Below are 24,509 nucleotides of genomic sequence, written 5' to 3'. Positions count from 1 at the left end.
GTTCTCATGACGGAGACGACACTCCCTTTCGATCCGACAGGACTCAGGTGAGCCGGCCCGTCGGTGTCACGGATCAGGCCCCGTTACCGTTCCGTGAACCTGCCGTGCCCCTCGTCGCTGTCCGGGTCTCCCGTTCTCACACCCTCGTGATCAGCGCGTTCGGCACGGCGGGACTGTCCGATCAGGCGTAGTCCCTGTACGGCGTAGAGCAATCCGGCCCACCAATAAAGAGCCGTTCCCCAGAGCGCGAACGCCCAACCTACAATTTTGGCCACATCTCCCACGATGGACGCGTACTCGGCCACGAACAACAACGGGAACGAGTACAACAGGCACAGGGTGGCGGCCTTGCCCGCGAAGTTCACCGGAAGCGGCCCGTAGCCGAAGTGGCGCAGCAGCGGCAGGGCGCCGAGGATGAGGACGTCTCGCAGGACCAGGATGGCCATCAGCCACCACGGCACGATCCCACGGATGACCAGTCCCAGCAGCGCCGCGAAGATGTAGAGCCGGTCGGCGGCCGGGTCGAGGAACTGACCCAACTTGGAGGCCTGGTTCCAGGCTCGGGCGATCTTGCCGTCCAGCCAGTCGCTGATCCCGGCGAAGGCGAGCACGAGCAGTGCCCACCAGTCGGCCTCGGGTCCCAGGATGAGCCACAGGAACAGCGGAACACCCAACAACCGGAGCATGCTCAACAGGTTGGGAACCGTCCAGATGCGGTCGGTGACCACCGGGCCGGCCACACTGCCCCCCGCCTCGTGTCTGCCTTCTTGCGCGGATCGCCCCATGGCGACCACGATAACGGGCGGGATCTTCCGTTCCCACCGCAGCGCGCTCCGTCGATGTCCCGTGACCCGGCGAAACGGCCGCCCGCCAATCGTAGCCTGTACGGACCCACCTTCCGGTTCGGGCTCTTCTCCCGGCGAACGCGTCAGCGGGTGCGGCGGCGGCCCCGCCGCCCCGGCCCGCTCAGGACTTACGGTTCTCCCCGGTCTCCTCTTCGATCGGGTTCACCGGCCCGGTGTCCTTCATCGTCTCGGAAAGACCGGGTTTGGTGTGTTCCCGCCGCTGCTGGGCCCGATCGGACTCCTTGCGCGCGTCCGTGTCGGACTCGTCCATGGGCACCGACCGCAGGACGTCGTCGGGTCGGTCGTAGTCGACCGGAGGCATCGCCCTCAATGCCCTCATGATCTCGTCGTCGGCCCCCAGAGAAGCAGCCCGGTCCAGGATCCGTTCCTTGTCCGCGGGAAAGGGCACCTGGCCCAGAATCGTCTTCAGACCCTCGACACCGTGTTCGGTCCCCATCGTGGCTCCCCGTTTCCTGTTCGATGAATGACACCGCCGACCCCGCACACACGACTTCCCTGGTCAAAGGGGTGCGCGGCCCGTGAAAACGCACTACCCGCCCGTCACCGGGCACAACCTCCCGCCGAGGGGATCAGTCCAGGGACAGGATGCGCTCGGCCTCCCGCAGCCCCGACAGCAACGCGCCGTGCACCGTGGCGCTGTGCTCGACGACGGTGGCCTCCCCCGCGAAGAACACGCGTTCCCCGATCGGGTCGCTCAACGCGATCCGGTCCTGGTCACCGGAGCCGACCGCAGTGAAGGAGAACCCTCCTCGCGCGAACGGGTCGTCCATCCAGTGCGTCAGGTAGTGGTCCACCGGGTCCGGCGCCTTCTTGAACATGCCCCGCAGCGACTCCATGGCGTGCTCGACCACCTCGGCGTCGTCCTTGCCGGCCAGGAAGCGCGCCGCGTTGCCGCCGTTGCGACAGACCAGGACCGGCACGCCGAACACGTTCTGTCCCGAGTACCAGTGGAACCAGGTTCCCTCCTCGGTCCCCAGGTGCACGATCACCTCGGCGTCGCCCCAGAAGACCTCGTCGAAGCGCAGGAACAGCTTCTCCAAGCGGCCGTTGCCCAGGCTCTCCAACGACTCGCGCTTGTCCTGGGGCAGTGGCGGCTCGAAGTCGACCTGGCCGGCCTGCAGGACCCCCAGCGGCAGGGTCACCAGGACGCGGTCGGCGGTGAGGGTCTCCTCTCCGCCGGGGGTGTCCACCCGGACCCGGACGCCGTCCTCGCCGTGGTCCACCGACAACACGACGTGCTCGAAGCGCACGTCCAACCCTCGGGCCAGGTGGTCGGTGAGTCGGCCCATCCCGTCGGGGAAGACGACGTCGTCACCGCTGAACTCGTGAGCGGCGGAGACCGCCGTGAAGGCGATCTCCTCGGCGTCGGCCCCGTGTTCGGCCTCGGCGATGCGGTGCACGATCTCCGCTGCGTCGCGGGCGCGCGCGCGGACCAGGTTGACGTCGTAGAGGGCGTGGTCGATGCCCTGCTCCATGGACTCCTCCCGGCCGGCGCCGACCGTGGTCCAGTACATGTGCTCGTGGAGGAGGTTGACGTCCTCCATGTTGCGCCGGTGTCGGTCGAAGAGGAGGCGGCGCCCCTTGGGGTCGTAGGCGGTCTCGGTGGCACGGTTGAAGGTCGCCGTACGCGCGCCGGCCTCCCGGACCAGGCGGGAGAGCGGATTGTTCTCCTCCCCCCGCATCCAGGAGGCGCCGACGTCCAGGGTCGCTCCGCCCCAGGTGCGCACGGAGTGGATCCGTCCGCCGGTGCGGGCACGGGCCTCCAGTACGGTGACCCGCTCCCCCTGTTCGGCGAGTCGGTCGGCGGCCGCCAGTCCGGACATGCCGGCCCCCAGGACGAGGGTGTGTCCGCGGCCGGGTTCGGCGTCACGACCACGCGGCTCGGGTTCGGCGTCGCGCCCGGCCGTCTCCTCGCCGGTGACCTCTTCTCGGGCGCTCTCCCCGTTCACGTCCTCGGTCATCGTGTTCCCCCTGCTCCTGTCGGCGGCCGACAGATGCGAGCCTAAGCTCACGTCCGGCTCCGACCTGGGAGGACACCCCGACAGGGCTCGGGTGGGCGATCGGTGAAGGGGTGACGGTGGCCGGCGCTCTCCACCGGCCACCGTTCGAGAGGTACCCCCTCCCCGAGGCGGCGGGCCTCAGGAAAGGACTGACCAGGAGGTGTCGTCCGTCCCCGACACCCCTCGTTCAGAAAACCTAGTGCGCAAGGCTTTCGGTTTCCTTTCGTCCCTCCGGTACCGGGCCCCGCACGAAAAGGGTGCGCCGGGCGCCCGAAGGCACCCGGCGCACGATGGCGCTCGCGATCACCTGGGGCCGGAGGGCGAAGTGCCGTCCTCGTCCTCACCCTCGATCTCGAACCGCTCCTTGCGAAGCTCGCCCTCGACGTGCTCCTCGCGGGTGACGTCGCGCTTTCGAACGTGGATCTCCTCCACCGGCACGTTCTGCTTGGAGACCACCGGACGCTCCTCGTAGAGCGTGAAGGTCTGCTCACCCTCCTCCAGGTCGCCTTCGTCGGTCACCTGGGAGGGGTCGGTGATCGGCCGGCGCTCCACCTCCAACTCGTCGTGGTGCACCGGGACGGTCTCGTCGAAGCGCTCGACGTCCACGTGTCGGCGCATCCGCGCCTGTCCGCTCTCTCGGCGTTCGACGCCGATTTCCACCTGCTCCTCGTGCCGGATCAGCGAGACGTCCTCTGCCTCGGGGTCGACCGGACCACCGAGGCGTTCGCCCGAACGGGCACGGCCGACCATGGAGCCCTCGTCACCGTCCTCGGTCCAGGTATTGGTCCCGTCGTCGGTGGTGCCCGGCGCGCCCATGGGTGTCCGCCCGGTCATGTCGTCCGACTCTCCGCCGCTCTGGCGGGGCACACCACCGTGCTTGGCGAAGTAGTCGCGGACGATGGCCTCGTCCTCGGGCTCGACGTGACGGTCGGCCTCCACCTGCGGAGCGTCCTTGACCGTCGCCTTGTCGTAGGGGATCTGGATGTCCTCCGCCATCGGTCGGGCCCCCTGGAGCGGCACCAGGGTCTCCTTCATCCCGAAGAGTCCGGTGTGGACCGAGACCCAACTGGGTTCCCCCGTGCGGTCGTCCAGGAAGACCTGCTTGATCTTCCCGATGTTGTTGCCTTCGGGGTCGAGTACTTGGTGCCCGATGAGGTTCTCCGGTACAAGTTCGCTGGTCACTGCGCAACCCCTTCCTGGTTCGCGGGAGGCGGGGCTGTTCGCCTTCCGTTCGCCCTCGCCTCCTACCCACGCCGGACACCCCTACGAATGCTCCCACCAGGACTTATGCGAGATCCAACCAAATCCGTGCTCGCTATTGGCGCGGCCCGGGAATCATTGGCCCATTCCCGAGGCCCCCTTGACCCTTTCGGGACGAAGTGGACACGGACCGGCACCGAAAAGCGGTGATCTTGCTACCAGAAGCGAAAAAGGTGCCTTTTTCGCTTCTGGTAGCAAGATCACCGCAGGATGGCCGGCCTGGACGCCTGATGGGCACAAAGGAGCCCGCCCCGGGCAGAGGCCGGGGCGGGCGGTCATGGGAGGTCGGTCAGACCTTGCGCCACTGGGGCACCCAGGCGCCGTCCTCGACGACGTAGTCGCCGAACAGCGCGGGGGCCTCCTCCTTCAGTGTCTCACCGATGAGGTGGAAAAGCAGGCGAATCTCCTCTTCCGCACCGGGAGCGGTGCGGGCCTCCAGGGTGTGCCGCAGGGTGCGCACGTTGGCGGTCCACACCAGACCGGTGGCCACGCCCTCGGGGGCGAAGCGACGCATGAACGACGTCTTGTGCTTCTTCTCGGCGAACTTCACGCCCTCGTCGTCCAGACCGAAGTGTTCGGCCATCCAGAACTGGAACTCCTCCATCTGCTGGAGCATCGCCGTGGCGCGCTCCATCAGCTCCGGGTCCTCCTCGGCCCAGTCCGGGAACCAGAACGGCAGGTCGGTCAGGCGCACGAAGCGCAGCGACTCCTGGGAGACGGCGACGCCGGGGCGGTGACGGATGAGTTCGTGGGTGAGCACACGCGAGACGTTGTGCAGCACGAAGCTGAAGCTGATGTGTTCGAGCACCGAACCGTGCAGGCTGGCCAACAGGTTGCCCAGGTACTGGTCCTGGTCCTTGCGCACCCGGGTGACGTTGGGGTTGAGCCCCGGCTCCCAGGAGCGATAGCACAGTCGCCCGGCGAACTCGGCGAGGTTCTGGGAGTCGTTGAGGTGTGCATCGAGTTCACCCCGGTCGAACCGCTCGATCCACGCCTCTCCTCCGACCTCCTTGAGGTAGTCGGTGATGGCGTCGTAGTCCACCTGCGGACGTGCGACCAGGCGGACCTGGGGATCGACCTTCTTCACAGCACCCTCTCCTAGCAACTCCCCCGACCCATGGCACGCTTCGATCCCGTGACCCGGGGATCTGATCGGGGAACGGTACACGCGATGGGGTTGGGCCGATTCGGCCTCCCACGAGGGTACACGTCCAACCCGGGGGTAGGTCCTGCCTTCCGTGTGAGGGTGTGGACACGGCCGAGGGATCGGGTGTCCGATCACGCTCGTGCGCGTGTCGGACACCCGATCCCTCGGCCGATCTCATCGTGGAACGGTGCTCGTTGGAAGGGTCCGGCCGCTCGTTAGAGACCGAGGGCGAAACCGCCGGGCGAGAGGATCACTCCGACGACGATGAGGACGATGCCCCAGAGGAGCTGCCCGCGCAGGACCCCCATCACGCCGGCGACGATAAGGATGATTCCGAGGATTAGCAGCAAAATACTCATACGCAACCCCTGTCCGCTAACGAGTCGGTCAAACTTCGTTCACGGCAAGGTCTCGACCACGAATGTCTCCCTCGCAGATCAGAGGTGGTCCGCACGCGAGAGATCTCTCAAGCTCGGATCGCTCGCATCGGTGGCCGTCCCCGGTCAACGCCGCGCGAGTTCCAGGGCGCGGGAGACGATGCCCTCGCCGACCACCGCGGTGAGGATGGACTCGGGGTGGAACTGCACGGCGTACCAGCGCGCCGCACGGTCCTCGATCGCCATGACGACCGGGGGTTCCCCCTCCTCCCCGTCCAGTACGGCGGTCACCTCGAAGTGCTTCACCGCCTCGGGCACCGTGTAGGTCGAGTGGTAGCGGGCCGCCTGGAATCGGCCGTCCTCACCTTGGCCGGCCAACAGGTCCCCGCCCAGGACCTCGACCCGGCCGGGCTTGCCGTGCACGGGGGCGTTCAGGGTGCTCAGCTCACCGCCGGCGTGTTCGACCATGCCCTGCAGACCCAGGCACACACCGAACACGGGCAGACCGCGGGTCGCCAGGGCGTCGAGCAGGTCGCTCATGGCGAAGTCCACGGGCAGACCGGGCCCGGGCGAGAGGACGACCAGATCGGGGGCGAACCGGTCCAGCAGGGCGTGGTCGAACCCGTAGCGGACGGTGGTGACCTCGGCGCCGTGGCGGCGCACGTAGTCGGCCAGGGTGTTGACGAAGGAGTCCTCGTGGTCGACCAGCAGAACACGCATGCCGGCGCCCGGCAGCGGAGCGGGCTCGGGTTCCTCGACGACCCGCGACGGCTGCGATTCCCGGGCGTGCTGCTCCTCGCCCTGGGCGAGGGTCTCCATCAGGGCGCGGGCCTTGAGGAAGGTCTCCTTCTCCTCGGCCTCGGGGTCGGAGTCGTACAGCAGGGTCGCGCCGACCCGCACCGCGGCCACCCCGTCGCGGATGTGGGCGGTGCGCAGGGTGAGCCCGGTGTTCATCGAACCGTCGAAGTTGAGCACGCCGACGGCCCCGCCGTACCAGCGGCGAGGACTGGTCTCGTGCTGTTCGATGAAGCGCATCGCCCAGGTCTTGGGCGCGCCGGTGACGGTGACCGCCCACATGTGGGTGAGGAAGGCGTCCAGTGCGTCGAACTCCTTGCGCAGGGTGCCCTCGATGTGGTCGACGGTGTGGATCAGGCGTGAGTACATCTCGATCTGCCGCCGGCCGATCACCTTGACGCTGCCCGGCTCGCACACCCGTGACTTGTCGTTGCGGTCCACGTCGGTGCACATGGTCAGCTCGGACTTCTCCTTGACCGAGGAGAGCAGTTCCTGGATGTTCTCGGCGTCACCCAGGGCGTCATCGCCGCGGCGGATGGTGCCGGAGATGGGGCAGGTCTCCACCCGCTGACCGGTTCCGGGTTCGCCGCTGACCCGTACGAACATCTCAGGGGAGGCGCCCACCAGGTATTCGCCCTCCCCCAGGTTGAAGAAGAACTCGTAGGGGGCGGGGTTGCGCTCGCGCAGGTTCTCGTAGAAGCGGGCCGGGGAGGAGCAGCGGGCGTAGGTCCGGTGTCCTGGCACCACCTCGAACAGGTCGCCGCGACGGAAGCGCTTCTTGGCCTCGGCCACGATCTCGGCGTAGGAGCCGGGTTCGGGCCCCGCGGGCACCTCGGTGGCCACCACCGGCGGGGTGGGTTCGGTGGTCCGGGGCAGGCCCTCGGTGGTGGCCTCGGGCCGATCGCCCTGGGCCGGGACGGTGAACTCGTAGGTGTAGCGCACGCAGGTCTCGCGCTTGCGGTCGCGGACCACGATGGCGTCGGGCAGGTGCAGGACCAGGTCGCGGTCGCCGGGGTCGCGGTCGATGTGCCGTTCGATGTGTTCGAACTGGAAGGCGAGGTCGTACCCGAAGGCGCCGTAGAGGCCGAGGTTGGTGTCCTCGGGGCTGCGCAGGGCGTCCAGGAGGGCGCGCACGGCGGTGAAGACGCTGGGCCGGCGGCTGCGTTCCTCCTCGGTGAAGAACTCCCCCGGGTCGGCTTCGGGCACGGTCACGGTGACCTGGTCGGGGCCGGCGGCCACGGCCTCGCCGGCGGTGCGCAGCGCCTGGTCCACGACGGGGAGCAGGACGCGGCCCCGCTCGTTGAGGGCGGTGGCGGTGACCCGTCGCCCTCGGGTGGCGACCTCCAGACAGGGGTCGACGTAGCCCAGGTGCCAGCGGTCGTAGCGGCCGGGGTACTCCATTCCCGAGGAGAGCACACCGCCTCGGCGGAACTCGACGGAGCTGACGAGTTCGGTGAGGATCTCGGGGTCGCACGGGGTGGCGCCGCGGTGGACCCTCACCCCGGCGGGGGTGCTGTAAGTGCTGTTCTGGGCGTCGCTGGGCTTCACGGCCGGTCCTTCGGGGCGCTCTACGGTCGGGTGGTCATCACCGGCCGGGGTCGCCTCGAAAGCAGAAAACGACCGCCGGTCCGGGCGGTCGCTGTTCGTTGAATGCGAACTGATCGGTGCGCCGCCTAGGTGCGGCGCCACCACTGTCCGTTGATCGGTTCGGTTCGCATGGGGCCGAGTGTAGCGGCTGTGACGAGCCGGTGGGACGGGGACACGAAAAAACCCTCGCCCGTGATGGGTGAGGGTGGCGTGCGCGAAGGGGTGGCCGAGGAGGGAGCGCCTCTGTTAGAGTTCCCTATCCATCCGCAAAAATAGAGCTATTCGCTAACTTCTCACCGCAAGGATAGCAGCTTGAACAAAGACCGTCAAGATGGTCCTTCCGTCACGGCGACGGAGGCCGCGGCGATCGCCACCGAGCAGGAACGCGTCACCACGATGTACGAGCGCCTGGACGTGCTGCGCGCCCGGGCCGGCGAGCGGTTGGCCGCCGTCCATCTCCAGGAGGACCGCTCCGGCTACGCCGCGATCGTGGAACGGGAGACGCGTGCCCAGGAACAGGCCCTGCGCGGCGCACAGCTGAACGCGGTGGAGGAGGGCCTGTGCTTCGGCCGGATCGACCTCGCCCACTCCGACGGGGACACCGAGGCCCGGTACGTGGGCCGGATCGGCCTGCGCGACGGCGAGTACGAGACCATCCTCGTGGACTGGCGCGCCCCGGCCGCCCGCCCCTTCTACGCCGCCACCCCGGGCGCGCCCGAGGGGATCACCCGCCGCCGCCACCTGCGGATCCGTCGCCGCACGGTGATCGGCCTGGACGACGAGGTGTTCGACCCCGACGGTCTCAGCGATGGCGACCGGCGGCAACTGGTCGGCGAGGCCGCGCTGTTGGCCTCGCTCGATCGCGGCCGGACCGGTCGGATGGGCGACATCGTCGCCACCATCCAGGCCGAACAGGACCGGGTCATCCGCTCCGCCCTGTCCGGGGTGTTGGTGGTCCAGGGCGGGCCGGGCACCGGCAAGACCGTGGCGGCCCTGCACCGAGCCGCCTACCTGCTCTACACCCACCGCGCGGTCCTGGAACGGCGCGGTGTGCTGGTGGTGGGCCCCAACCCGGCGTTCCTGCGCTACATCGGCGACGTGCTGCCCTCCCTGGGCGAGACCGACGTGGTGATGCGCACCGTGGGCGAACTCCTGCCCGGGGTGGAGGCCACCGCGCGCGAGGGCCACGACGTCGCCGCGATCAAGGGGTCCGTGGCCATGGCGGACTTCGTGCGCGCCGCGATCGACGACCGACGGCGCACCCCATCGCGGGCGTTCGGCGAGGAGGACCTGCGGGTGAGGACCGACGCCGGCGACCTCGTGGTCCCCGGGCCGGTGTGCGAGGGGGTCCTGACCACCGCCCGGGGCCTGCGGCTGTCGCACAACGTGGCCCGCAAGTACGTGGTCACCACCCTGCTCACCGAACTCGCCCGCGCCGAGGCCACCCTGCTGGGCCGCCCGGTGGTCGAGGAGGACCTGCCCTTCATCGGCGAACGCCTCTGGCACGAGGACCCCGTCCGGTGGGCGTTGGACGCCCTGTGGCCGGACCTGACCCCGGGGCGGCTGCTCGGTGAGTTGTTCGCCGACCACGAGGCCCTGGCCCGGGTGGCGACCGCGTCCAAGGTGCCCGATGCCACCACCCTGTACCGCCCTAACGGGTCCCCGTGGACGGTGGAGGACGTCCCCCTGCTGGACGAGGCCGCCGAGCTCCTGGGCCACGACGACAGCGCCGAACGCGCTCGCGATCGGCGGGAGGAGGCCGAGCGCGCCGAGGCCGAACGCTACGCCCAGGGGGTGCTGGAGTTCACCGGCCTGGCCGAACAGGAACTCTTGGGGCTGGACGCCGCGTCCCTGGCCGACCGTCACCGGGCTTCGGGGCCGGCGACGACCACCGCGGACCGGGCCGGGGCGGACCGGGCCTGGACCTACGGACACGTCATCGTCGACGAGGCCCAGGAGTTGTCGTCCATGGCCTGGCGGTCGATCATGCGCCGGGTCCCCACCCGTTCCCTGACGGTGGTGGGTGACGTGGCCCAGACCGGCAGCGCCGCGGGCACCTCCTCGTGGACCGCCGCGCTCGAACCGTACGCCCGCGACAAGGTGCACGTGGAGACGCTGCGGGTCAACTACCGAACGCCCGCGCCGATCATGGCGGTCGCCGCCGACGTGCTGCGCGTGGCCGCCCCGGACCAGGAGGTGCCCGAGTCGGTGCGCGAGGACGGGGACCCGCCCCGGGCGGTGCGGCTCACCGAGGACCTGTCCGGGCTGCCCGCCCTGGTGGCCGAGGAGACCGAGGCGATCGTGGAGGGACGGGTCGCCGTCATCACCTCCGAGGCCTCCCTCGTGGACGTGGCCGAGGCCCTGCCCGGAGCGGGCCGCCCCCAACGGCGTCGGGACGAGGAGGCGGCGCCCGTGGTGGTGCTGTCGGCCACCGAGTCCAAGGGGCTGGAGTTCGACTCGGTGATCGTGGTGCGCCCCGAGGAGGTGCTCCACGGGCCCCGTGGCGCCAACGACCTGTACGTGGCCGTCACCCGCGCCACCCGCCGGTTGACCGTGGCCCATGACCGAGAACTGCCGAGCCTCCTTTCCCGGTTGCGCGACTGAGGCGATCCGAGCACGTGGTCGGGCTGGAATAGGCGATGTCCCATCCCGGCCACCAAAGGATTCCCCCGCTGAATTCCCCCTTCACCCCTGATCGAACACGCGCCCCGCACGCACCCCCACCCGAAGAAGAACCACTTCACCCACATGAGCGCTCACCAGGACCATCGGCACCAGAAGGGCGGACGAAGAACATCATGAATCCACTCAAGTTCCCCAAAAAGGCAAACATACACATTTCGATTTTCGCCCCAGAGAATTACTCCGTTCGATGGCCGATCCCCCAATCCGCGCCCTATAATTCTGGTTCATTCCCGCGGAAGAAAACTTCTCTGGACGAAGGGAAGAATGGAAGCACCGAACCAGACCCTCCACGGCCATGACGCCTCCCCCACCCCGGAAGCACCGTCCTCCCCCTTTCCTCCCGTCGACACCGCTCCGCACCGTCGCAGTGAGGCCACCCGATTGCTCAGCGCGGGCACCTACCTCGACCCCGCGTTCCGGGACACCGTCATCACCGAGCTGGTCGAGCACCCCGAACGATTGGTTCCGCCCTCCCTGGGCTACGACGCCTCGACCGTCCTCGGACACGCCCTGCGGGCCCGGAACCTGGATCTGGGGAGCGCCGTCCTGATCCTGCTGATCTGGGTGACCGGCCTGACGATCATCACGCTGAGTCTCCCGGTCACGAACTGGAACCTGAGCCTGGACCCGGACCAGGCCGGGCCCGGCCTGGGCGGCGCCCTGCTGATCTCGCTGATGCTCTTCACCGTGGCGAGCCTGCTCTCCTTGGCCCGACGCTCCCCGTACGGACAGGGCCGGTCCGCCCTGGTGGTCGACGGCTCGGGCAATCCACCGACCGGACGATTCGCCAGGTTCCGCTTCGGGATCCTGCCCCTCTCCACCTGGTTCTTGATGGCCCTCTCGGCGTACGTGATCCTGTCGACCTTCGTCACGGAGAAGATCGTCGAGGGCCTGGTGGTCCTGTCCCTACCGGCGCTGCTGCTCCTGGTGGGGGCCTGGCACCGAAGCGCGATCTCCAGGATCTTGTGGACGGAGCTGTCCCGCGACCGGTTCACCGGGTTCCCCCCGGACACCTCCCATACGCCGTTCGCCTCCCGACGCGCGAGGATCCTGGCGGCGATCGAGACCGAGCAGTTCTCTCCCCTGGCCCTGTACAACGCGGACGAGCCGTTCCTGGGCGCCGGGGTGCCGCGCAAACCCTGGTCCCTGACCCTGGAACTGAGGCCGCGGCCCGGACAGGCGACCGCCCCCGGGCGCCTGTCCGGCCGCCGGGTGCTCGACCTCATCATCCCCCGGCTGGCCGAACTCACCGAACGCACCACTCGCACCAGCCAGGACCGGCTCAACGAACTGGAACTGCGGGAGTGCGTCTTCCTGCCGAGCGACCTGCCCGAGGATCTGCGCCGCGCCACCCTGCCCTACCGGGCCACCGACGTGCACGCGCACCTGGCGGAGGCCACCGGGGAAGGCGCCGAACAGCGACGGCACTTCCTGCGCATCCGAGTGGGCGGCTGGCAGGAGGAGGTCGTCACCACCGTCTTCTTGCGCGTGCACACCCAGGGCGACCTCCTCGTGCTGGAGGTACTGCCCTACGTGCTGGCCCCACCGCGGTCGAGTTTCCACCAGGTGGACGACCTCACCGAACGTTCGATCCGGCTACGGATGTCGACTCTGGCGGCCGGCCCTGCGGTGACGGTCGCCACCCTGTTCTCCGGGTTCAACGCCCTGCGTTCCTGGACGCGCGAAGGGTGGCGTGCCACCTCCCACCTTCCCCTGGAGGGGCCCCGGGTCAGCATCCGGGAGGTGGGGGCGCGCGAGACCTGGTCGATGTTCCAGGAGATGGACATCAACCGCTACGTCACCACCATTCAGGACCGCATCACCTCCGGTACCCACCAGGCCCTCGCAGAGGCCGGCTACATGACCGACGAGTTCCAACAACAGGTGGTCAACGTCGGTGGCGGTGGCGTGTTCGTCGGTGGGTCCATGGCCGGATCGATCGCCACCGGAAGCGGAGCCCGGGCCAACACCGCCGACGCGCCCCCTCACACGGACCAGGAGTAGAGATGACCAGTACCAACGACGACAACGACCGGACCGGCTCGGGCTCGGTCTTCATCGGAGGGTCGGTGCGTGGTGGAGCGTTCTCCACCGGCACCGGAGGCGACGCCCGAACCTCGGTTCCGGTGGGGCGAGACGACGCGCGGCCTCGACCCGACCGGCGGGTCGCTCCCGCGCCGACCGGGGACCACTCCGCCGGTTCGGTGGTCATCGGCGGCGACGCCGAGGGCGTGTCCATCGCCACCGGTGAGAACAGTACGGCGCGAACCGACGTCACGCCCGACGACGAGCGGTTCCAGGAGCTCCTGGAGCAGATCCGGTTGTTGCGCGGGCAACTGCCCCTGCTCGCCGACACCTCCGAAGTGACCGTGGTCGACGCCGAACTGGCCGAGGCCGAGCTCGCGATCACCCAGAGCGGCAGCGCCGACCAAGGGCTGTTGCGCCGACTGTGGGAGCGGTTGGCCCCGGGGAACACGGCTCTGGGCGCCCTGGCCTCCGCGGTCACACTGGCGGACATGGCGCGACGTCTACTGACTTGAGGAAGGACCGATGTCGAAAAACCTGCGTTGGGACGCCGAACGGCAACGTTGGGTCTCCTTCCCAGAGCCCTCGGGTGGAGCAGTCTCCGTTCGGTCGGTGTCCGCCTATCCGGTCCGATCGTTCACGGTCCTTGGGTTCTTGATCGTCCTGATGCTGACCGCGATATTCGTCCTCCCCGACGACGATGACGAGGACGACAAGGACGAGCAGAGCGTCTCCGCCGGGACCTCCGAACCCGAGGAGAACCCCCCGCCCTCCCCTCCCGATGACGTGCCCACCCTGGGCGCGGACGAAGGCGCGGACGAAGGTGGGGGCGAGGAGGATCCCGCACCCGACGGCTACAGCGTTTGGGAGGACCATCAGGGTTTCCTCCTGCACGTGCCCGAGCGTTGGAGCCGTGAGGAGGAGCCGCCCGAGGATGGCGTCTTCAAGGTCTTCTTCACCCCGGACGCTCGACGTCACTTCATCCAGGTCAGGTCCTTCGGACCCGACGTCACCTCCCCCGGGCGGGCGCTGGACCGGTTGGAGCACGAGGCGGGGTCCCGTCCCGAGTTCGATCGGGAGGACCAGGACACGGAAGAGGGCCAGGAGGTGGACGAGGTGCTCTCCTACCGCTACGAGCACGACGTGCATGGTCCCTTCCAGGTGTTCGCGCGCGCTCTCCTCGGTGAGGACGGCGAGGTGTACGCGATCCTGTCCGCCGGTCCCGAACCGGAGTACAACGGTGTCCACGGCCGTTTCGTGGGGAGCGCCTATTCCTTTCGTGCGGTCGGGGACGACCGGTTCTGATCACGACCCTGGTAGTGCCGTACCGATAGGTTCGAGCAGGGCCGCCATACCGGGGCAACGGAGGCCCGTGGGGTCAGGGATTCTTTCATTCACTCGTCAGCCGTTTCGGGGAGAAGCGAACTCATCCGGCCCGGGGCGGGGATCTCAGGCACCCTTGGGTCACGTTTCCCACCCAACGCGCGAAGGAGCGGAGCGACCCGTGCCCGTCGAACCACTCCCACTCCCCCGACCCGTCACCGGCGTGTTCGTCCGGCAGATCGTCCAGACCGCCTGTCCAGGTCATTTCGCCCTGGTGTGGCTGGACGCCGAACCACTTCCCGAGGATGTCCCGGCTCCCGGCTCCGTGGCGTTCGTCGACGACCTGCCCACCGAGTGCCACGAAGCCCGTCGGCGTACCGATGCCCCGATCCCCAGCGAATTCGTCACGGCGTTCGAGAACGGGTTCCGGGAGGGGTGGCGACTGCGCGGACGCGGAACGCCTCCGTACACCGTGCGCGTCCTGTTGCGTGACGCCGTCTGGCACGACGTCGACTCCAATCGGTGGGGTTTCGAGCAGGCGGGTCGGTGTGCCGCCGGTGAGGTTCTGGACTGTGTCCGCGAAGGGAGGGCGCCCCGACAGGCGGGACGCCCTCTCCGTCCCGACCGTCCCATCCCGCCCATGCCGCGCCTTCGCGCCCGCTGAGCCCAGCGGAGACCTTCAGCGCGCCGAGGGGGAAGCGCAGCACTTCCCGTACTCGCGCCCCGAACCACGCCGGCAGGCCCGTCCGCCTTCCGATGGCCGGGCGCCGCGGACGGATCCGTCCGATTCACATTGTTCGAAATGCCCTTCCCATCGGGGATCCGAGCGTCGGAGGGCCCTCTTCGGCGTGCCCGGATGTGAGTAGGGGGTGGCGCGGAACAAAATTGTACGTACACTCTGTACGGACAATATGTGACCCGGCCCCGAGACTCGCCGCCCGAGGGGCCCTTTCGAACGGACACTCATGCGTGACGACCACGGGTCGGTGGTTCCCCTCTACCACTGGCTGAACAAGATCCCCGGCGGAACCATGCTGGTCCCGCTGGTGTTGGGATCGATCCTGGGCACCTTCGCCCCGGGCGCGCTCGACATCGGCAGCTTCACCACCGCGCTGTTCAAGGACAGCGCCATGCCGCTCATCGCCCTGCTGATCTTCGCGACCGGCACCCAGGTCACCCTCCGCACCAGTGGCCCCGTCCTGGCCACCACCGGTGTGGTCCTCTTGGGCAAGAGCGTCGTGCCCGGCCTGCTCATCATCGCCCTGGCCATGGCCACCGGCCCCGAGGGGATCCTCGGTGTGTCGATCCTGGCGATGATCGCCGCCGCCACCAACGCCAACGGCGGCCTGTGGCTGGCCATCACCGGCCAGTACGGGCGCACCAAGGACCGCGGCGCCTACATCGCCGGCGCGGTCAACGACGGCCCGTTCTTCGCGCTGCTGTTCATCGGCGCCTCCGGGCTCGGTCAGATCCCCTTCATGACCCTGCTCGCCGCGATCCTGCCGTTCCTGCTGGGCGTGGTGATCGGCAACGTGGACGCCAAGTGGCGCGAGGTGCTCAAGCCCGTGCCCGGCATTGTCATCCCGTTCTTCGCCTTCGCCCTGGGCACCGGTATCGACCTGGGCGACGTCGTCCGCGGCGGTCTCGGCGGCATCGTCATGGGCGTGGTGATCGTCCTGTTCACCGGCGGACTGGTCTACCTGGGGTACCGCTTCCTGCTGCGTCGCGGTGGTGAGTCCGGCGTCGGGTTCGCCGCCGGGACCACCTCGGGCAACGCCGTGGCCACCCCGGCCATCGTCGCCGCCGCCGACCCGTCCTTCGCCGCCTACGTCGGCACCGCCACCTCCCAGGTCGCCGCGAGCGTGCTGGTGACCGCCCTGCTCGCGCCGCTGGTCACCACCTGGGCACTGCGCCGCGCCGGCGCCCGGCCCGCCGAGGCCGAGCGGGCCGAACAGGCCGCACTCGACGGGGCCGAGAGTCCCACGGACACCGTCACGAAGGGGGACCGGTCATGAGCGCCACCGCTCACGACGCGTCATCCGCGCCGCACATCGCCGTGGTCGCCGACGACCTCACCGGCGCGGGCGACACCGCCGTGCAGTTCGTGCGCGCCGGTTGGCGCACCGAACTCCAGTTGGCCGCGGCCCACGCCACCGCCGACGTCGTCGCCGTGACCACCGACTCCCGGGCCCTGCCCGACGAGCAGGCGGCGGCGACGGCCTCCGCCGAGGTTCGTCGACTGCGCGAGGCCGGTACGAGGCTGCTCTACAAGAAGGTCGACTCCACGCTGCGCGGCCCCATCCGGGCCGAGATCGACGGCGTCCTGGCGGCCTGGCACCCGGGTTCGGTCGCGGTGGTCTGCACGGCGTTCCCCGCCAACGGTCGTATCGTCCGTGACGGGGTCCTGTTGGTGGACGGTGTGGAGGTGCACCGCACCGCCGTGGGCACCGACCCCGTCTCCCCGGTGACCGAGAGCCGCGTCGCCGAACTGTTGGGTGCTCGGCACGTGCGCCTGACCGGGACCGACCCCGAGCAGGACGCCGAACGGCTGCGCGCCGCCGGACCGGTCGCGGTGGTCGACGCCGAAAGCGACGAGGACCTCGCCCGGATCGCCGCGGCCATCACGCTCCTGGGCGACCGGGTCGTCCCGGTCGGTTCGGCCGGTCTGGCGACACGGCTCGCCGAGTCCTGGCGTCCGGTCCGCGAGCCCGCACCCGCACTGGTGGTGGTCACCTCGCTGCACCAGGCCGCACGCGGTCAGGTGCACGAGTTGGTCGTGGACGAGTGGACCCGGGTGGAGCAGCCCACGACCACAGACCTGGGCGACGACCAGGCGTGGCGGGCCTGGTCCGACAAGGTCGTGGCCGGGTTCGATCCCGCCTGCCCGCACACCGCGCTGGTCGCGCCCGACGACCGTGACGGTGGTCTGTCCCCCGCTCTGGTGGCCCGCCGGTTCGGCGAGCTGGCGGCGCGCGTGGCCGAGCGGCACCCACTGTCCGGTTTCGTCGTCACAGGAGGCGACGGCGCCCGAGCCCTCACCGAGGCGCTGCGGGCACGTTCCATCACCCTGACCGGAGAGGTCGCCCCCGGTATCCCGCTGGGCACCCTCACCGGAGGCCCTCACGAGGGGCACTCCATCGTCACCAAGGCCGGGGGCTTCGGTAGTCCCAACGCCCTCATCGAGGCCGCCGACGCGGTCCGCCACACGAAAGGCACCCACGCATGAGCCACCGCCCCACCCTCGCGGTCACCCTCGGCGACGTCGCCGGAATCGGTCCGGAGATCACCGCCAAGGCACTCCTGCACCACCCGGAGGTCCGCGAGTACTCCCGACCGGTGGTCGTCGGTGACGTCGACGCGCTGCGCAACGCCGTCACCGCGGTGGGCGGCGACCCCTTGGCGGTCAACCCGGTCGAGTCTCCCGCCGACGCGGCCGACGACCCCTCGGTGATCGACATCGTGCAGACCGGCCCCTCCCTGGGCCACGTCCCGACCGGTGAGCTGAGCGCCGAGGCCGGCGACGGGGCCGCCCGGTTCGTGATCGAGGCGGTCGACCTGGCCAAGCGCGGCCTGGTCGAGGGCATCGTCACCCCGCCGTTGAACAAGGCCGCCATGCACCTGGGCGGGCACGACTGGCCGGGTCACACCGAACTGCTCGCCCACGAGTTCGGGGTGCGCGACTACAGCCTCGTGCTGTCCGCCGGGGAGCTGTCCTTCTTCCACCTGACCACGCACGTGTCGCTGCGACGGGCCATCGAGGACGTCACCCCGGAGCGCACCCTTGAGGTGCTGCGGCTGATGAACGCCTTCGCCCGCGCGCAGGGCTCCCCGGACGAACCCATCGGCGTGGCCGGACTCAACCCGCACGCGGGCGAGAATCGGCTGTTCGGCGACGAGGACGCCGACGTCCTCGCGCCGGCGATCGAGCTCGCCCGCGCCGAGGGCATCAACGCGCACGGACCGATCCCCGCCGACGCCCTCATCCCGGCGGCGGTTCGCGGAAACTGGAAGCTGGTGGCGGTCTGCTACCACGACCAGGGACACGCGCCGTTCAAGGCGGTCTACGGCGACGACGGGGTCAACATCACCGCGGGGCTGCCCGTGGTGCGGGTGTCGGTGGACCACGGCACCGCCTTCGACATCGCCGGGCGGGGGATCGCCCGTGAGGCGAGCCTGGTGTTGGCGCTGCGTCGGGCCGCCGAACTCGCCCCGGGCTGGGGCCACGTCTGGCGGGCCACGCGCTCCGAGGCCTGACCCCGGGGCCGCACCGCGCTCCGCGTCCCGTCGCAGAGGCCACCCGTTCAGCGAGCTGGTGGCCTCTGCGCACTGCCTAGAATGGCCGTCATGCCTGTCGACCGCTCCGACCCGCGCCCACTGCACTCCCAGGTGTCGGACGTGCTGCGCGCGCAGATCCAGGACCATACGATCGCCCCCGGGGAGACCCTGCCCAGCGAGGCCGCCCTGCGCGAACGCTTCGGTGTCTCGCGCAGCGTCGTGCGTCAGGCGCTGTCGACCCTGGAGGACGAGGGTGTGGTCCGTCGCCCGCACGGTCGGGCGGCGGTCGCCGCGGTACGCGCCGAACACCACCGTCTCGTGCAGCGGGTGACCGGCCTGTTCGACCAGTTCTCCGCCGAGGGGCTCGCCCTCTCCACGAAGGTGGTCTCCCTCGACCCGGTGCGTTCGGGGGTGCCCTCGGCCGAGGAACACTTGGGCACGCGTTCCCTGCTCCGCCTGGAGCGGGTGCGTTCGGTGGACGGGGACCCCCTGTCCTACGTGCGCACCTGGCTGCCCGCGGACCGGTTCGCCGGGCTGGACGCCGAGATGCTCACCGACTCCTCGCTGCACCGGCTCATGGAGTCGCACTTCGGCGTGGTGCCCTCCGGTGGCCGACGCCAGATTCGGGCGGTCCCCGCCGACCCGGGGATCGCCAGGGAGCTCGGTGTGGCCGAGAACTCCCCGCTGCTGCTCTTGGAGGGCGGTACCTTCGACCGGTCCGGTACCCCGCTGGAGTGGTTCGAGAGTTGGCACCGGTCGGACCGGGTGGTCTTCGACATCGAGGCCGCAGGGTCCACCGAACAGGTGAACATCGCGCCGGGGCCGTCCCTGGCCCGTCCCGACCGGGGCCGTGCCCAGACCCTGGACACGGGCACGGACAAGGGCACGGACACGGGGTTGGACCGAGCGCTGTCCCTCGTCGACGAGCTGCGCTCCGAACTGGACCGCCTGCGCGACTGAGAACACGATGAGGGGTGGGCCCGTGCGGGCCCACCCCTCATCCACGTGCGGAGGTCAGCCGCAGTGCTGGTTCGGGAACGTCCGGGTCTCGGTGCCGATCGTGCCGCCCCAGTCGACGCACTTGCCCGCGGCCTCCACGTAGACCGGGCCCGCGTAGGTCGTGTAGTCGCCGGAGTCGATGACCCAGTCGGTGCTTCCGCTGACCCGCACCATCGCCTCCACCAGGGTGGTGGTCCCGGCGACCGTGCGCACGGTGGTCACGCAGTTGTAGCCGTTGGAGTTGTTGTAGGTCAGGAAGATGGTGCCTCGATCCGAGGACATGTCGTAGCTGTTGATGATGGCGTAACCGTCCCCGCAGGCACCGTTGTAGTCCGCCGCTGCCGCCGCGGGTGAGGCCGCTCCGACCAGTGAGGCGGCACCGATCCCGGCCGCCGCCACCAGCGCGAAGGTCCTTCGAACGAGCTTGCCCATGTCTTCTCCTCCTCGTGTGTCAACCACAGTTGGTGGCCTCGTCCCCACCGCTCTGGTCCGAGATGATCCCGGCCCAGTCGACGCACTTGCCGGCGGCGTTGAGGTACACGGGCCCGGCGTAGGTGGTGTAGTGGCCCGGGTCCTCCACGATCGTGGACTGGTCACCGGCGATGCGAATGGCCGCGTTCATCCACACCACCGGTTGCCCCGGATTGTTGCGGACCGTCACCACACAGTTCTGACCGGTGGAGTTGTTGTAGGTCAGGAACACCGTCCCCAGACCACCGACGCCGTCCTGGTTGACGACCGAGTACCCGCTTCCGCAGGCACCGTTGTACGTGGCGGCCGACGCGGGCGAGGCGGTGGTCCACAACGCGGTGGTGGCGAACACGGCCGCCCCGGCGACGGCGAGAGACCTTTCGACGAACTTCCTCATGTCATCTCCTCCGTGCGGGTCAGCCGCAGTTGCTTTCGTTCTCGTGGTTGTTGTCGCCGCCGATGAAGCCGTACCAGTCGACACAGGTCCCCGCGGCGTGCAGGTAGACCGGGCCCGCGTAGGTGGTGTACATGCCGGCGTCCTGGACCGCTTCACTCGCGTCGTCGGGGGTGCGCTTGAGGCCGACCACCATCTCCACCGGGTCCCCGGGGGTGTCGCGCACGGTGACGGCACAGTTGTATCCGGTGGAGTTGTTGTAGGTGAGGAAAGTGGTACCGGAATCGCCGATCTCGATCTGGTTCACGACGGCGTACCCGCTGCCGCAGGCACCGTTGTACGCGGCCGCGTGGGCGGGGGAAGCGGCCAGGACCCCCATGGCCGCCAACCCCAGGGCCGCGGTGACGGTGGCTCCACGAAGTGCTCTCATACACGCTCTCCTTTGTTCTCGCCCCCGTTGGGGAGACGAGAGGAAGCGTGCCACGAGACCCTTGCGATCACCATTTGTTTTTCTTACACCAGGGCTTTATGAACTCACCACCCAAAGAAACCCGATACCGAATTCATCGCACATCAAGAACATCCGACCATATTCACCTGCGACAATTACTCATAAATCGTCCTCAATCGACGTCCCCGATGCCCCAGGCTCCGTCCGGGTTCGTTGCCACATGTGGCCACCAAGACGACGGCCCCCGTGGAGAATTCGCTCCACGGGGGCCACAGCGTCCACACCGGTCAGGCGTGAGTGGGGAACCGGTCCCAGACCCGGTGCCGTCCGAGCAGGTCGACGACCTCTCGCAGGATGGTCCCGCCCTGGTCGCCCACGACCACACCGAGTGACTCCACGGGAACCCCCGCCGCGTCGAGCGCCGGCCGGGCCACGTTCAGGGCGCCCAGCGCCTTGGCGTGCCGGTAGGCCTCGTTGAGCATGAGCGACACCCGCGGATCGACGGCGGTGTCGGCGCCTCCAGTCCACGCCTTGCCGTCACGGGACGGGTTGGCGTCGTCCCCCGCGGCGGGGAGCCCCGCCACGATCAACGCGTCGAACTCGATGGACCGGGCGGTGGCGAAGCTGCGCTGCACGGTGATCGGGTCATCGCCCGAGGCGCCGAGCGTCCCACCGGTGGGGCCGACCACGAGCGGCACCATGCCCCCGTCGAAGATCTCGTCCCTGAGTGCGCGGACCACGTCCAGGTCCGATCCATCGTCGGCGATGACGCCGATCACCCGCCCCTTGGTCGGCCACGTGCCGCCCAACTGTGAGAGCGCGGGACTGGGCGCGGGCGATTCGAGTTCCCGGGTGGCCTTGGGAGCCGGGAGTCCGAGGCCGTTGGCCACCTGCTCGCACAGGTAGGGGTCGACCTCGGCGAGCGCGCGTAGGGTGCGTTCCTTGATCGCGTCCTCGTAGCACTTGCCGAGTTCGAAGGTGAACGCGGAGATGGTGTGCTCCCGCTCGACCGACGACAGGCTCAACCAGAAGAGGCGAGGCTGGCTGAAGTGGTCGGCGAACGATTCCGGTGCCTCTCGGACCCGCCGAGAGGCCTCCACCCGCGCGGGGACCTCGACGTACCCGCCCTCTTCGGCGCCGGCGAAGAAGGGGCAGCCGCCGTCCAGGCTGTTGGGCTTGTACGGAGCGACCCCCTCGTGCACCGCCGTCTGGTGCATGCCATCGCGCAGCATGTCGTTGACGGGCGCGTGCGTACGGTTGATCGGCACCTGCGCGAAGTTGGGCCCGCCCAATCGGGTGAGCTGGGTGTCCAGGTAGGAGAACAGGCGCCCGGCCAGCAGCGGGTCGTCGGTGACGTCGATGCCGGGCACCAGGTGGCCCGGGTGGAAGGCGACCTGCTCGGTCTCGGCGAAGTAGTTGGACGGGTTGGCGTTCAGCGTGAGCAGGCCGATCGGCTGGACCGGCGCCAGCTCCTCGGGAACGATCTTGGTCGGGTCCAGCAGGTCGATGCCCTCGAAGGTCTGGTCGGGCGTGTCCGGGAAGGTCTGGATGCCCAGCTCCCACTCCGGGTAGGCGCCCGCCTCGATCGCGTCGGCCAGGTCCCTGCGGTGGAAGTCGGGGTCGGCGCCGGCGACGAGCTGCGCCTCCTCCCAGACCAGGGAGTGCACACCCGCCTTGGGCTTCCAGTGGAACTTGACCAGGGTGGTCTCGCCACCGTCGTTGACCAACCGCCACGTGTGGACGCCGAAGCCCTCCATGGTCCGGTACGAGCGCGGGATGCCGCGGTCGGCCATGAACCAGATGGTGTGGTGCAGCGCCTCGGTGTGCAGGGACAGGAAGTCCCAGAAGCTGTCGTGCGCGCTCTGGGCCTGGGGGATCTCCCGGTCCGGGTGCGGCTTGACCGAGTGGACGACGTCGGGGAACTTGATGGCGTCCTGGATGAAGAACACCGGGATGTTGTTGCCGACCAGGTCGTAGACGCCCTCGGAGGTGTAGAACTTGGTGGCGAAGCCGCGGGTGTCGCGTGCGGTGTCCATCGACCCCCGGGAACCGGCCACCGTGGAGAACCGCGTGAACGTCGGGGTCTCCACGTCCTTGCGCAGGAAGGCGGCCTTGGTGACGCCTCCGGCCGTCCCGTACCCCTTGAACACACCGTGAGCGCCGGCTCCACGGGCGTGCACCACGCGTTCGGGGATGCGCTCGTGGTCGAAGTGCATGATCTTCTCCCGCAGGTGGTGGTCCTGCAGGAGCACCGGACCGCGGGGGCCCGCCTTGAGCGAGTGGTCGGAGTCGGGCAGCCGTGTGCCCTGGGCGTTGGTCAGGTAGGCGCTCTCCTGGGAGCGCGAGTCGGCCAGACCCTCCACCGGGCGGCCCGTCGCCGTATACGAGGCCGGCTTGTCCTGGTCGGGTTTGGGCGGCAGGGGCGCCCGCGGTTCGGTCGGCTCCTCCAGGGGCGGAGGCTGCTCGGTCGGGCGGCCGGGGATGTCCGCGGCGGGGTCCTTCTCCTCCGAGACCGCCTCCGAGACCTTGTCGACCGCCGCCTTGATCGGGTTGGTTTCCTTGGCCATGGTTCTCCCTCACGCGTACGGGTTGCCGACGCGCGTCGATATGACACACGGCTACAGCCCATGACTTTCGGTTGCGTCGCACACGCTCCGCTACCCGATGGTGAGTCGGCTGACGCATGAGCCCCACGAATCACGCGAACCTATACCCGGGTTTTGCCCGAGCCGATGGCCGGGAGGCCGGCCGGCCCCTGGACCAGGTCACCCCCGTCCGCCGGGACGCGCCGCTCACCGGTACCGGCCCGCTTGCGCCCATGGCGGCGGCGTCGACCGGTCAGCGCGCGGAAGGGGATCCGCAGCACTTCTTGTACTTGCGGCCCGAACCGCACCAGCAGGGCCGATTGCGCTCCGGTGGCCAGGCGACCACGCGGTCCTCGGGCAGGGTGCGCGCCCACGCGTTCCGTGTCTCCTCCACCGCCGGGTCGAGTCCGTGCTCGCCCGCGTAGGCGTCGATCTCCACCTGCTCGGCCAGAACGATCCGTTGCCCGTTCCCGCCTTCGCGCAGAGCGCGTTCGATCCCCGAGTAGTGTTCCCGGGCCCGTCCACCGAGCACCACCCGGGCGTCGGGGGCCTCCTCGACGGGTTCCTCCAACAGACCCATCTCCTCCTCCAATGAGGGGCGGGCCTCATCCGCCGCGCGCACCGCGCGATCGTGTTCGTCCGCGGGCAGCCCCAGTCGTTCACGCACCCGCGCGCGGCCCATCAGCGGCAACAGACCCACGGGATCCATGCGCTCCAGCAGTTCCACCGGCTCGGCGAGGATGCTGCGACAGGCGATGTTGTAGCAGTACAGGGCACGATCCAGGTCCCCGTCGGCGGCGAACTCGTCGGCGAGCACCGCCGCCATGGGCCGGCCCAGCACCCCCGGGCTCATCAGTTCGTCGATGAGTCCGTCGGCCTCCGCCACCGCGCCCTGGGAGCGGAGCAGGCCCGCCAACATGTGGGTGGCGTACTGGCGGTAGTCGGGTTCGGGGGCGTGTTCGCGCAGCAGGTCGAGCACCCGACGGGCCAGGTCGGGGCGGCGCTCGCGCATCTCGGCCGCGGCGCCCAGGAGGATGTCCCCCGTCTGGTCGGGGGTCTGGGCCAGGTCGTCGAGCAGGTGCTGGGGCAGGTCCATGTCGAGGATGGCCGCCACCAGCCGAGGTGAGAGCGGGGCCGAGTAGGCAGGTTCGGTCATCCCACCAGGCTAGGGCGTGTTCCGCGAATACGTACCCTGCTGCACGGCGCCCCAGCGGCACCGTCACAGCGTTCTCATCAGTCGATAGCCAAACCCGGGCTGACTCCTTCTTC

General features: G+C 69.4%; 21 protein-coding genes. 9 read left to right on the top strand and 12 right to left on the bottom strand.

Features of this window, described 5'->3' with window-relative positions:
- Positions 1-83 precede the first annotated feature (83 nt).
- The 7 genes from ACWGSK_RS00790 to ACWGSK_RS00760 all read right to left on the bottom strand — a co-directional run bounded on the left by ACWGSK_RS00790 (position 84) and on the right by ACWGSK_RS00760 (position 7,993).
- Positions 84-740, bottom strand: a complete 657-nt coding sequence (locus ACWGSK_RS00790; protein ID WP_452455178.1) for a CDP-alcohol phosphatidyltransferase family protein — start codon at positions 738-740, stop codon at positions 84-86.
- A gap of 226 nt (positions 741-966) precedes the next feature.
- A complete protein-coding gene (locus tag ACWGSK_RS00785) occupies positions 967-1,302 on the bottom strand; it encodes a DUF2795 domain-containing protein (protein ID WP_087096765.1) in 336 nt (111 codons plus the stop codon).
- 133 nt (positions 1,303-1,435) lie between these two features.
- Positions 1,436-2,827 carry a flavin monoamine oxidase family protein gene (locus tag ACWGSK_RS00780; RefSeq protein ID WP_452454878.1) on the bottom strand — a complete coding sequence of 464 codons (1,392 nt, stop codon included), beginning with the start codon at positions 2,825-2,827 and terminating at the stop codon, positions 1,436-1,438.
- A 342-nt stretch (positions 2,828-3,169) separates the two neighbouring features.
- Positions 3,170-4,048, bottom strand: a complete 879-nt coding sequence (locus ACWGSK_RS00775) for a DUF2382 domain-containing protein (protein ID WP_452454877.1) — start codon at positions 4,046-4,048, stop codon at positions 3,170-3,172.
- 367 nt (positions 4,049-4,415) lie between these two features.
- On the bottom strand, positions 4,416-5,213 hold the full coding sequence (gene thyX / locus ACWGSK_RS00770; RefSeq protein WP_358511593.1) for an FAD-dependent thymidylate synthase: 798 nt from the start codon (positions 5,211-5,213) through the stop codon (positions 4,416-4,418).
- A gap of 275 nt (positions 5,214-5,488) precedes the next feature.
- Entirely contained in the window at positions 5,489-5,632 is a 144-nt protein-coding gene (locus ACWGSK_RS00765; RefSeq protein WP_452454876.1) for a GPGG-motif small membrane protein, read from the bottom strand.
- Positions 5,633-5,776: 144 nt separating this feature from the next.
- A complete protein-coding gene (locus tag ACWGSK_RS00760; protein WP_452454875.1) occupies positions 5,777-7,993 on the bottom strand; it encodes an anthranilate synthase component I in 2,217 nt (738 codons plus the stop codon).
- 351 nt (positions 7,994-8,344) lie between these two features.
- Between ACWGSK_RS00760 and ACWGSK_RS00755 the strand changes: the two genes are divergently transcribed.
- From ACWGSK_RS00755 to ACWGSK_RS00715, 9 genes are all read left to right on the top strand, one after another.
- Positions 8,345-10,636, top strand: a complete 2,292-nt coding sequence (locus ACWGSK_RS00755) for a HelD family protein (RefSeq protein ID WP_452454874.1) — start codon at positions 8,345-8,347, stop codon at positions 10,634-10,636.
- A 345-nt stretch (positions 10,637-10,981) separates the two neighbouring features.
- The gene (locus tag ACWGSK_RS00750; protein ID WP_358511583.1) at positions 10,982-12,721 is read left to right on the top strand and encodes a hypothetical protein; all 1,740 of its coding nucleotides are present in this window, start codon (positions 10,982-10,984) and stop codon (positions 12,719-12,721) included.
- A 2-nt stretch (positions 12,722-12,723) separates the two neighbouring features.
- A complete protein-coding gene (locus tag ACWGSK_RS00745) occupies positions 12,724-13,257 on the top strand; it encodes a hypothetical protein (protein WP_358511580.1) in 534 nt (177 codons plus the stop codon).
- Positions 13,258-13,267: 10 nt separating this feature from the next.
- A complete protein-coding gene (locus tag ACWGSK_RS00740; protein WP_358511577.1) occupies positions 13,268-14,047 on the top strand; it encodes a hypothetical protein in 780 nt (259 codons plus the stop codon).
- Positions 14,048-14,246: 199 nt separating this feature from the next.
- The gene (locus ACWGSK_RS00735; RefSeq protein ID WP_452454873.1) at positions 14,247-14,729 is read left to right on the top strand and encodes a hypothetical protein; all 483 of its coding nucleotides are present in this window, start codon (positions 14,247-14,249) and stop codon (positions 14,727-14,729) included.
- Between the two features lie 301 nt (positions 14,730-15,030).
- Positions 15,031-16,080 carry a 2-keto-3-deoxygluconate permease gene (locus ACWGSK_RS00730; protein WP_358511571.1) on the top strand — a complete coding sequence of 350 codons (1,050 nt, stop codon included), beginning with the start codon at positions 15,031-15,033 and terminating at the stop codon, positions 16,078-16,080.
- On the top strand, positions 16,077-17,291 hold the full coding sequence (locus tag ACWGSK_RS00725) for a four-carbon acid sugar kinase family protein (protein ID WP_358511568.1): 1,215 nt from the start codon (positions 16,077-16,079) through the stop codon (positions 17,289-17,291). Before ACWGSK_RS00730 ends, ACWGSK_RS00725 begins: the two co-directional genes overlap by 4 nt.
- On the top strand, positions 17,288-18,319 hold the full coding sequence (gene pdxA / locus ACWGSK_RS00720) for a 4-hydroxythreonine-4-phosphate dehydrogenase PdxA (RefSeq protein WP_358511565.1): 1,032 nt from the start codon (positions 17,288-17,290) through the stop codon (positions 18,317-18,319). The genes ACWGSK_RS00725 and pdxA overlap by 4 nt, the downstream gene beginning before the upstream one ends.
- An 81-nt stretch (positions 18,320-18,400) precedes the next feature.
- Positions 18,401-19,300 (top strand): GntR family transcriptional regulator, encoded by a 900-nt coding sequence (locus ACWGSK_RS00715; RefSeq protein WP_452454872.1) that lies wholly within the window; start codon positions 18,401-18,403, stop codon positions 19,298-19,300.
- 54 nt (positions 19,301-19,354) lie between these two features.
- On the opposite strand, the gene ACWGSK_RS00710 is transcribed toward ACWGSK_RS00715, so the two are convergent.
- From ACWGSK_RS00710 to ACWGSK_RS00690, 5 genes are all read right to left on the bottom strand, one after another.
- Positions 19,355-19,771, bottom strand: a complete 417-nt coding sequence (locus tag ACWGSK_RS00710; protein WP_452454871.1) for a spore-associated protein A — start codon at positions 19,769-19,771, stop codon at positions 19,355-19,357.
- Between the two features lie 19 nt (positions 19,772-19,790).
- Positions 19,791-20,207 (bottom strand): spore-associated protein A, encoded by a 417-nt coding sequence (locus ACWGSK_RS00705; RefSeq protein WP_452454870.1) that lies wholly within the window; start codon positions 20,205-20,207, stop codon positions 19,791-19,793.
- Positions 20,208-20,226: 19 nt separating this feature from the next.
- Complete coding sequence (locus tag ACWGSK_RS00700) at positions 20,227-20,634, bottom strand: spore-associated protein A (RefSeq protein WP_452454869.1); 408 nt, start codon at positions 20,632-20,634, stop codon at positions 20,227-20,229.
- A gap of 308 nt (positions 20,635-20,942) precedes the next feature.
- Positions 20,943-23,222, bottom strand: a complete 2,280-nt coding sequence (locus tag ACWGSK_RS00695) for a catalase (RefSeq protein ID WP_452454868.1) — start codon at positions 23,220-23,222, stop codon at positions 20,943-20,945.
- A 271-nt stretch (positions 23,223-23,493) separates the two neighbouring features.
- Positions 23,494-24,396, bottom strand: coding sequence for an SEC-C metal-binding domain-containing protein (locus tag ACWGSK_RS00690; protein WP_452454867.1), 903 nt, complete (start codon positions 24,394-24,396; stop codon positions 23,494-23,496).
- Positions 24,397-24,509: the final 113 nt, after the last annotated feature.

It is taken from the genome of Nocardiopsis sp. NPDC055551, assembly GCF_053619415.1.
The sequence above is the reverse complement of the archived record's forward strand: the minus strand, read 5'-3'. Positions and strand labels throughout refer to the sequence as shown.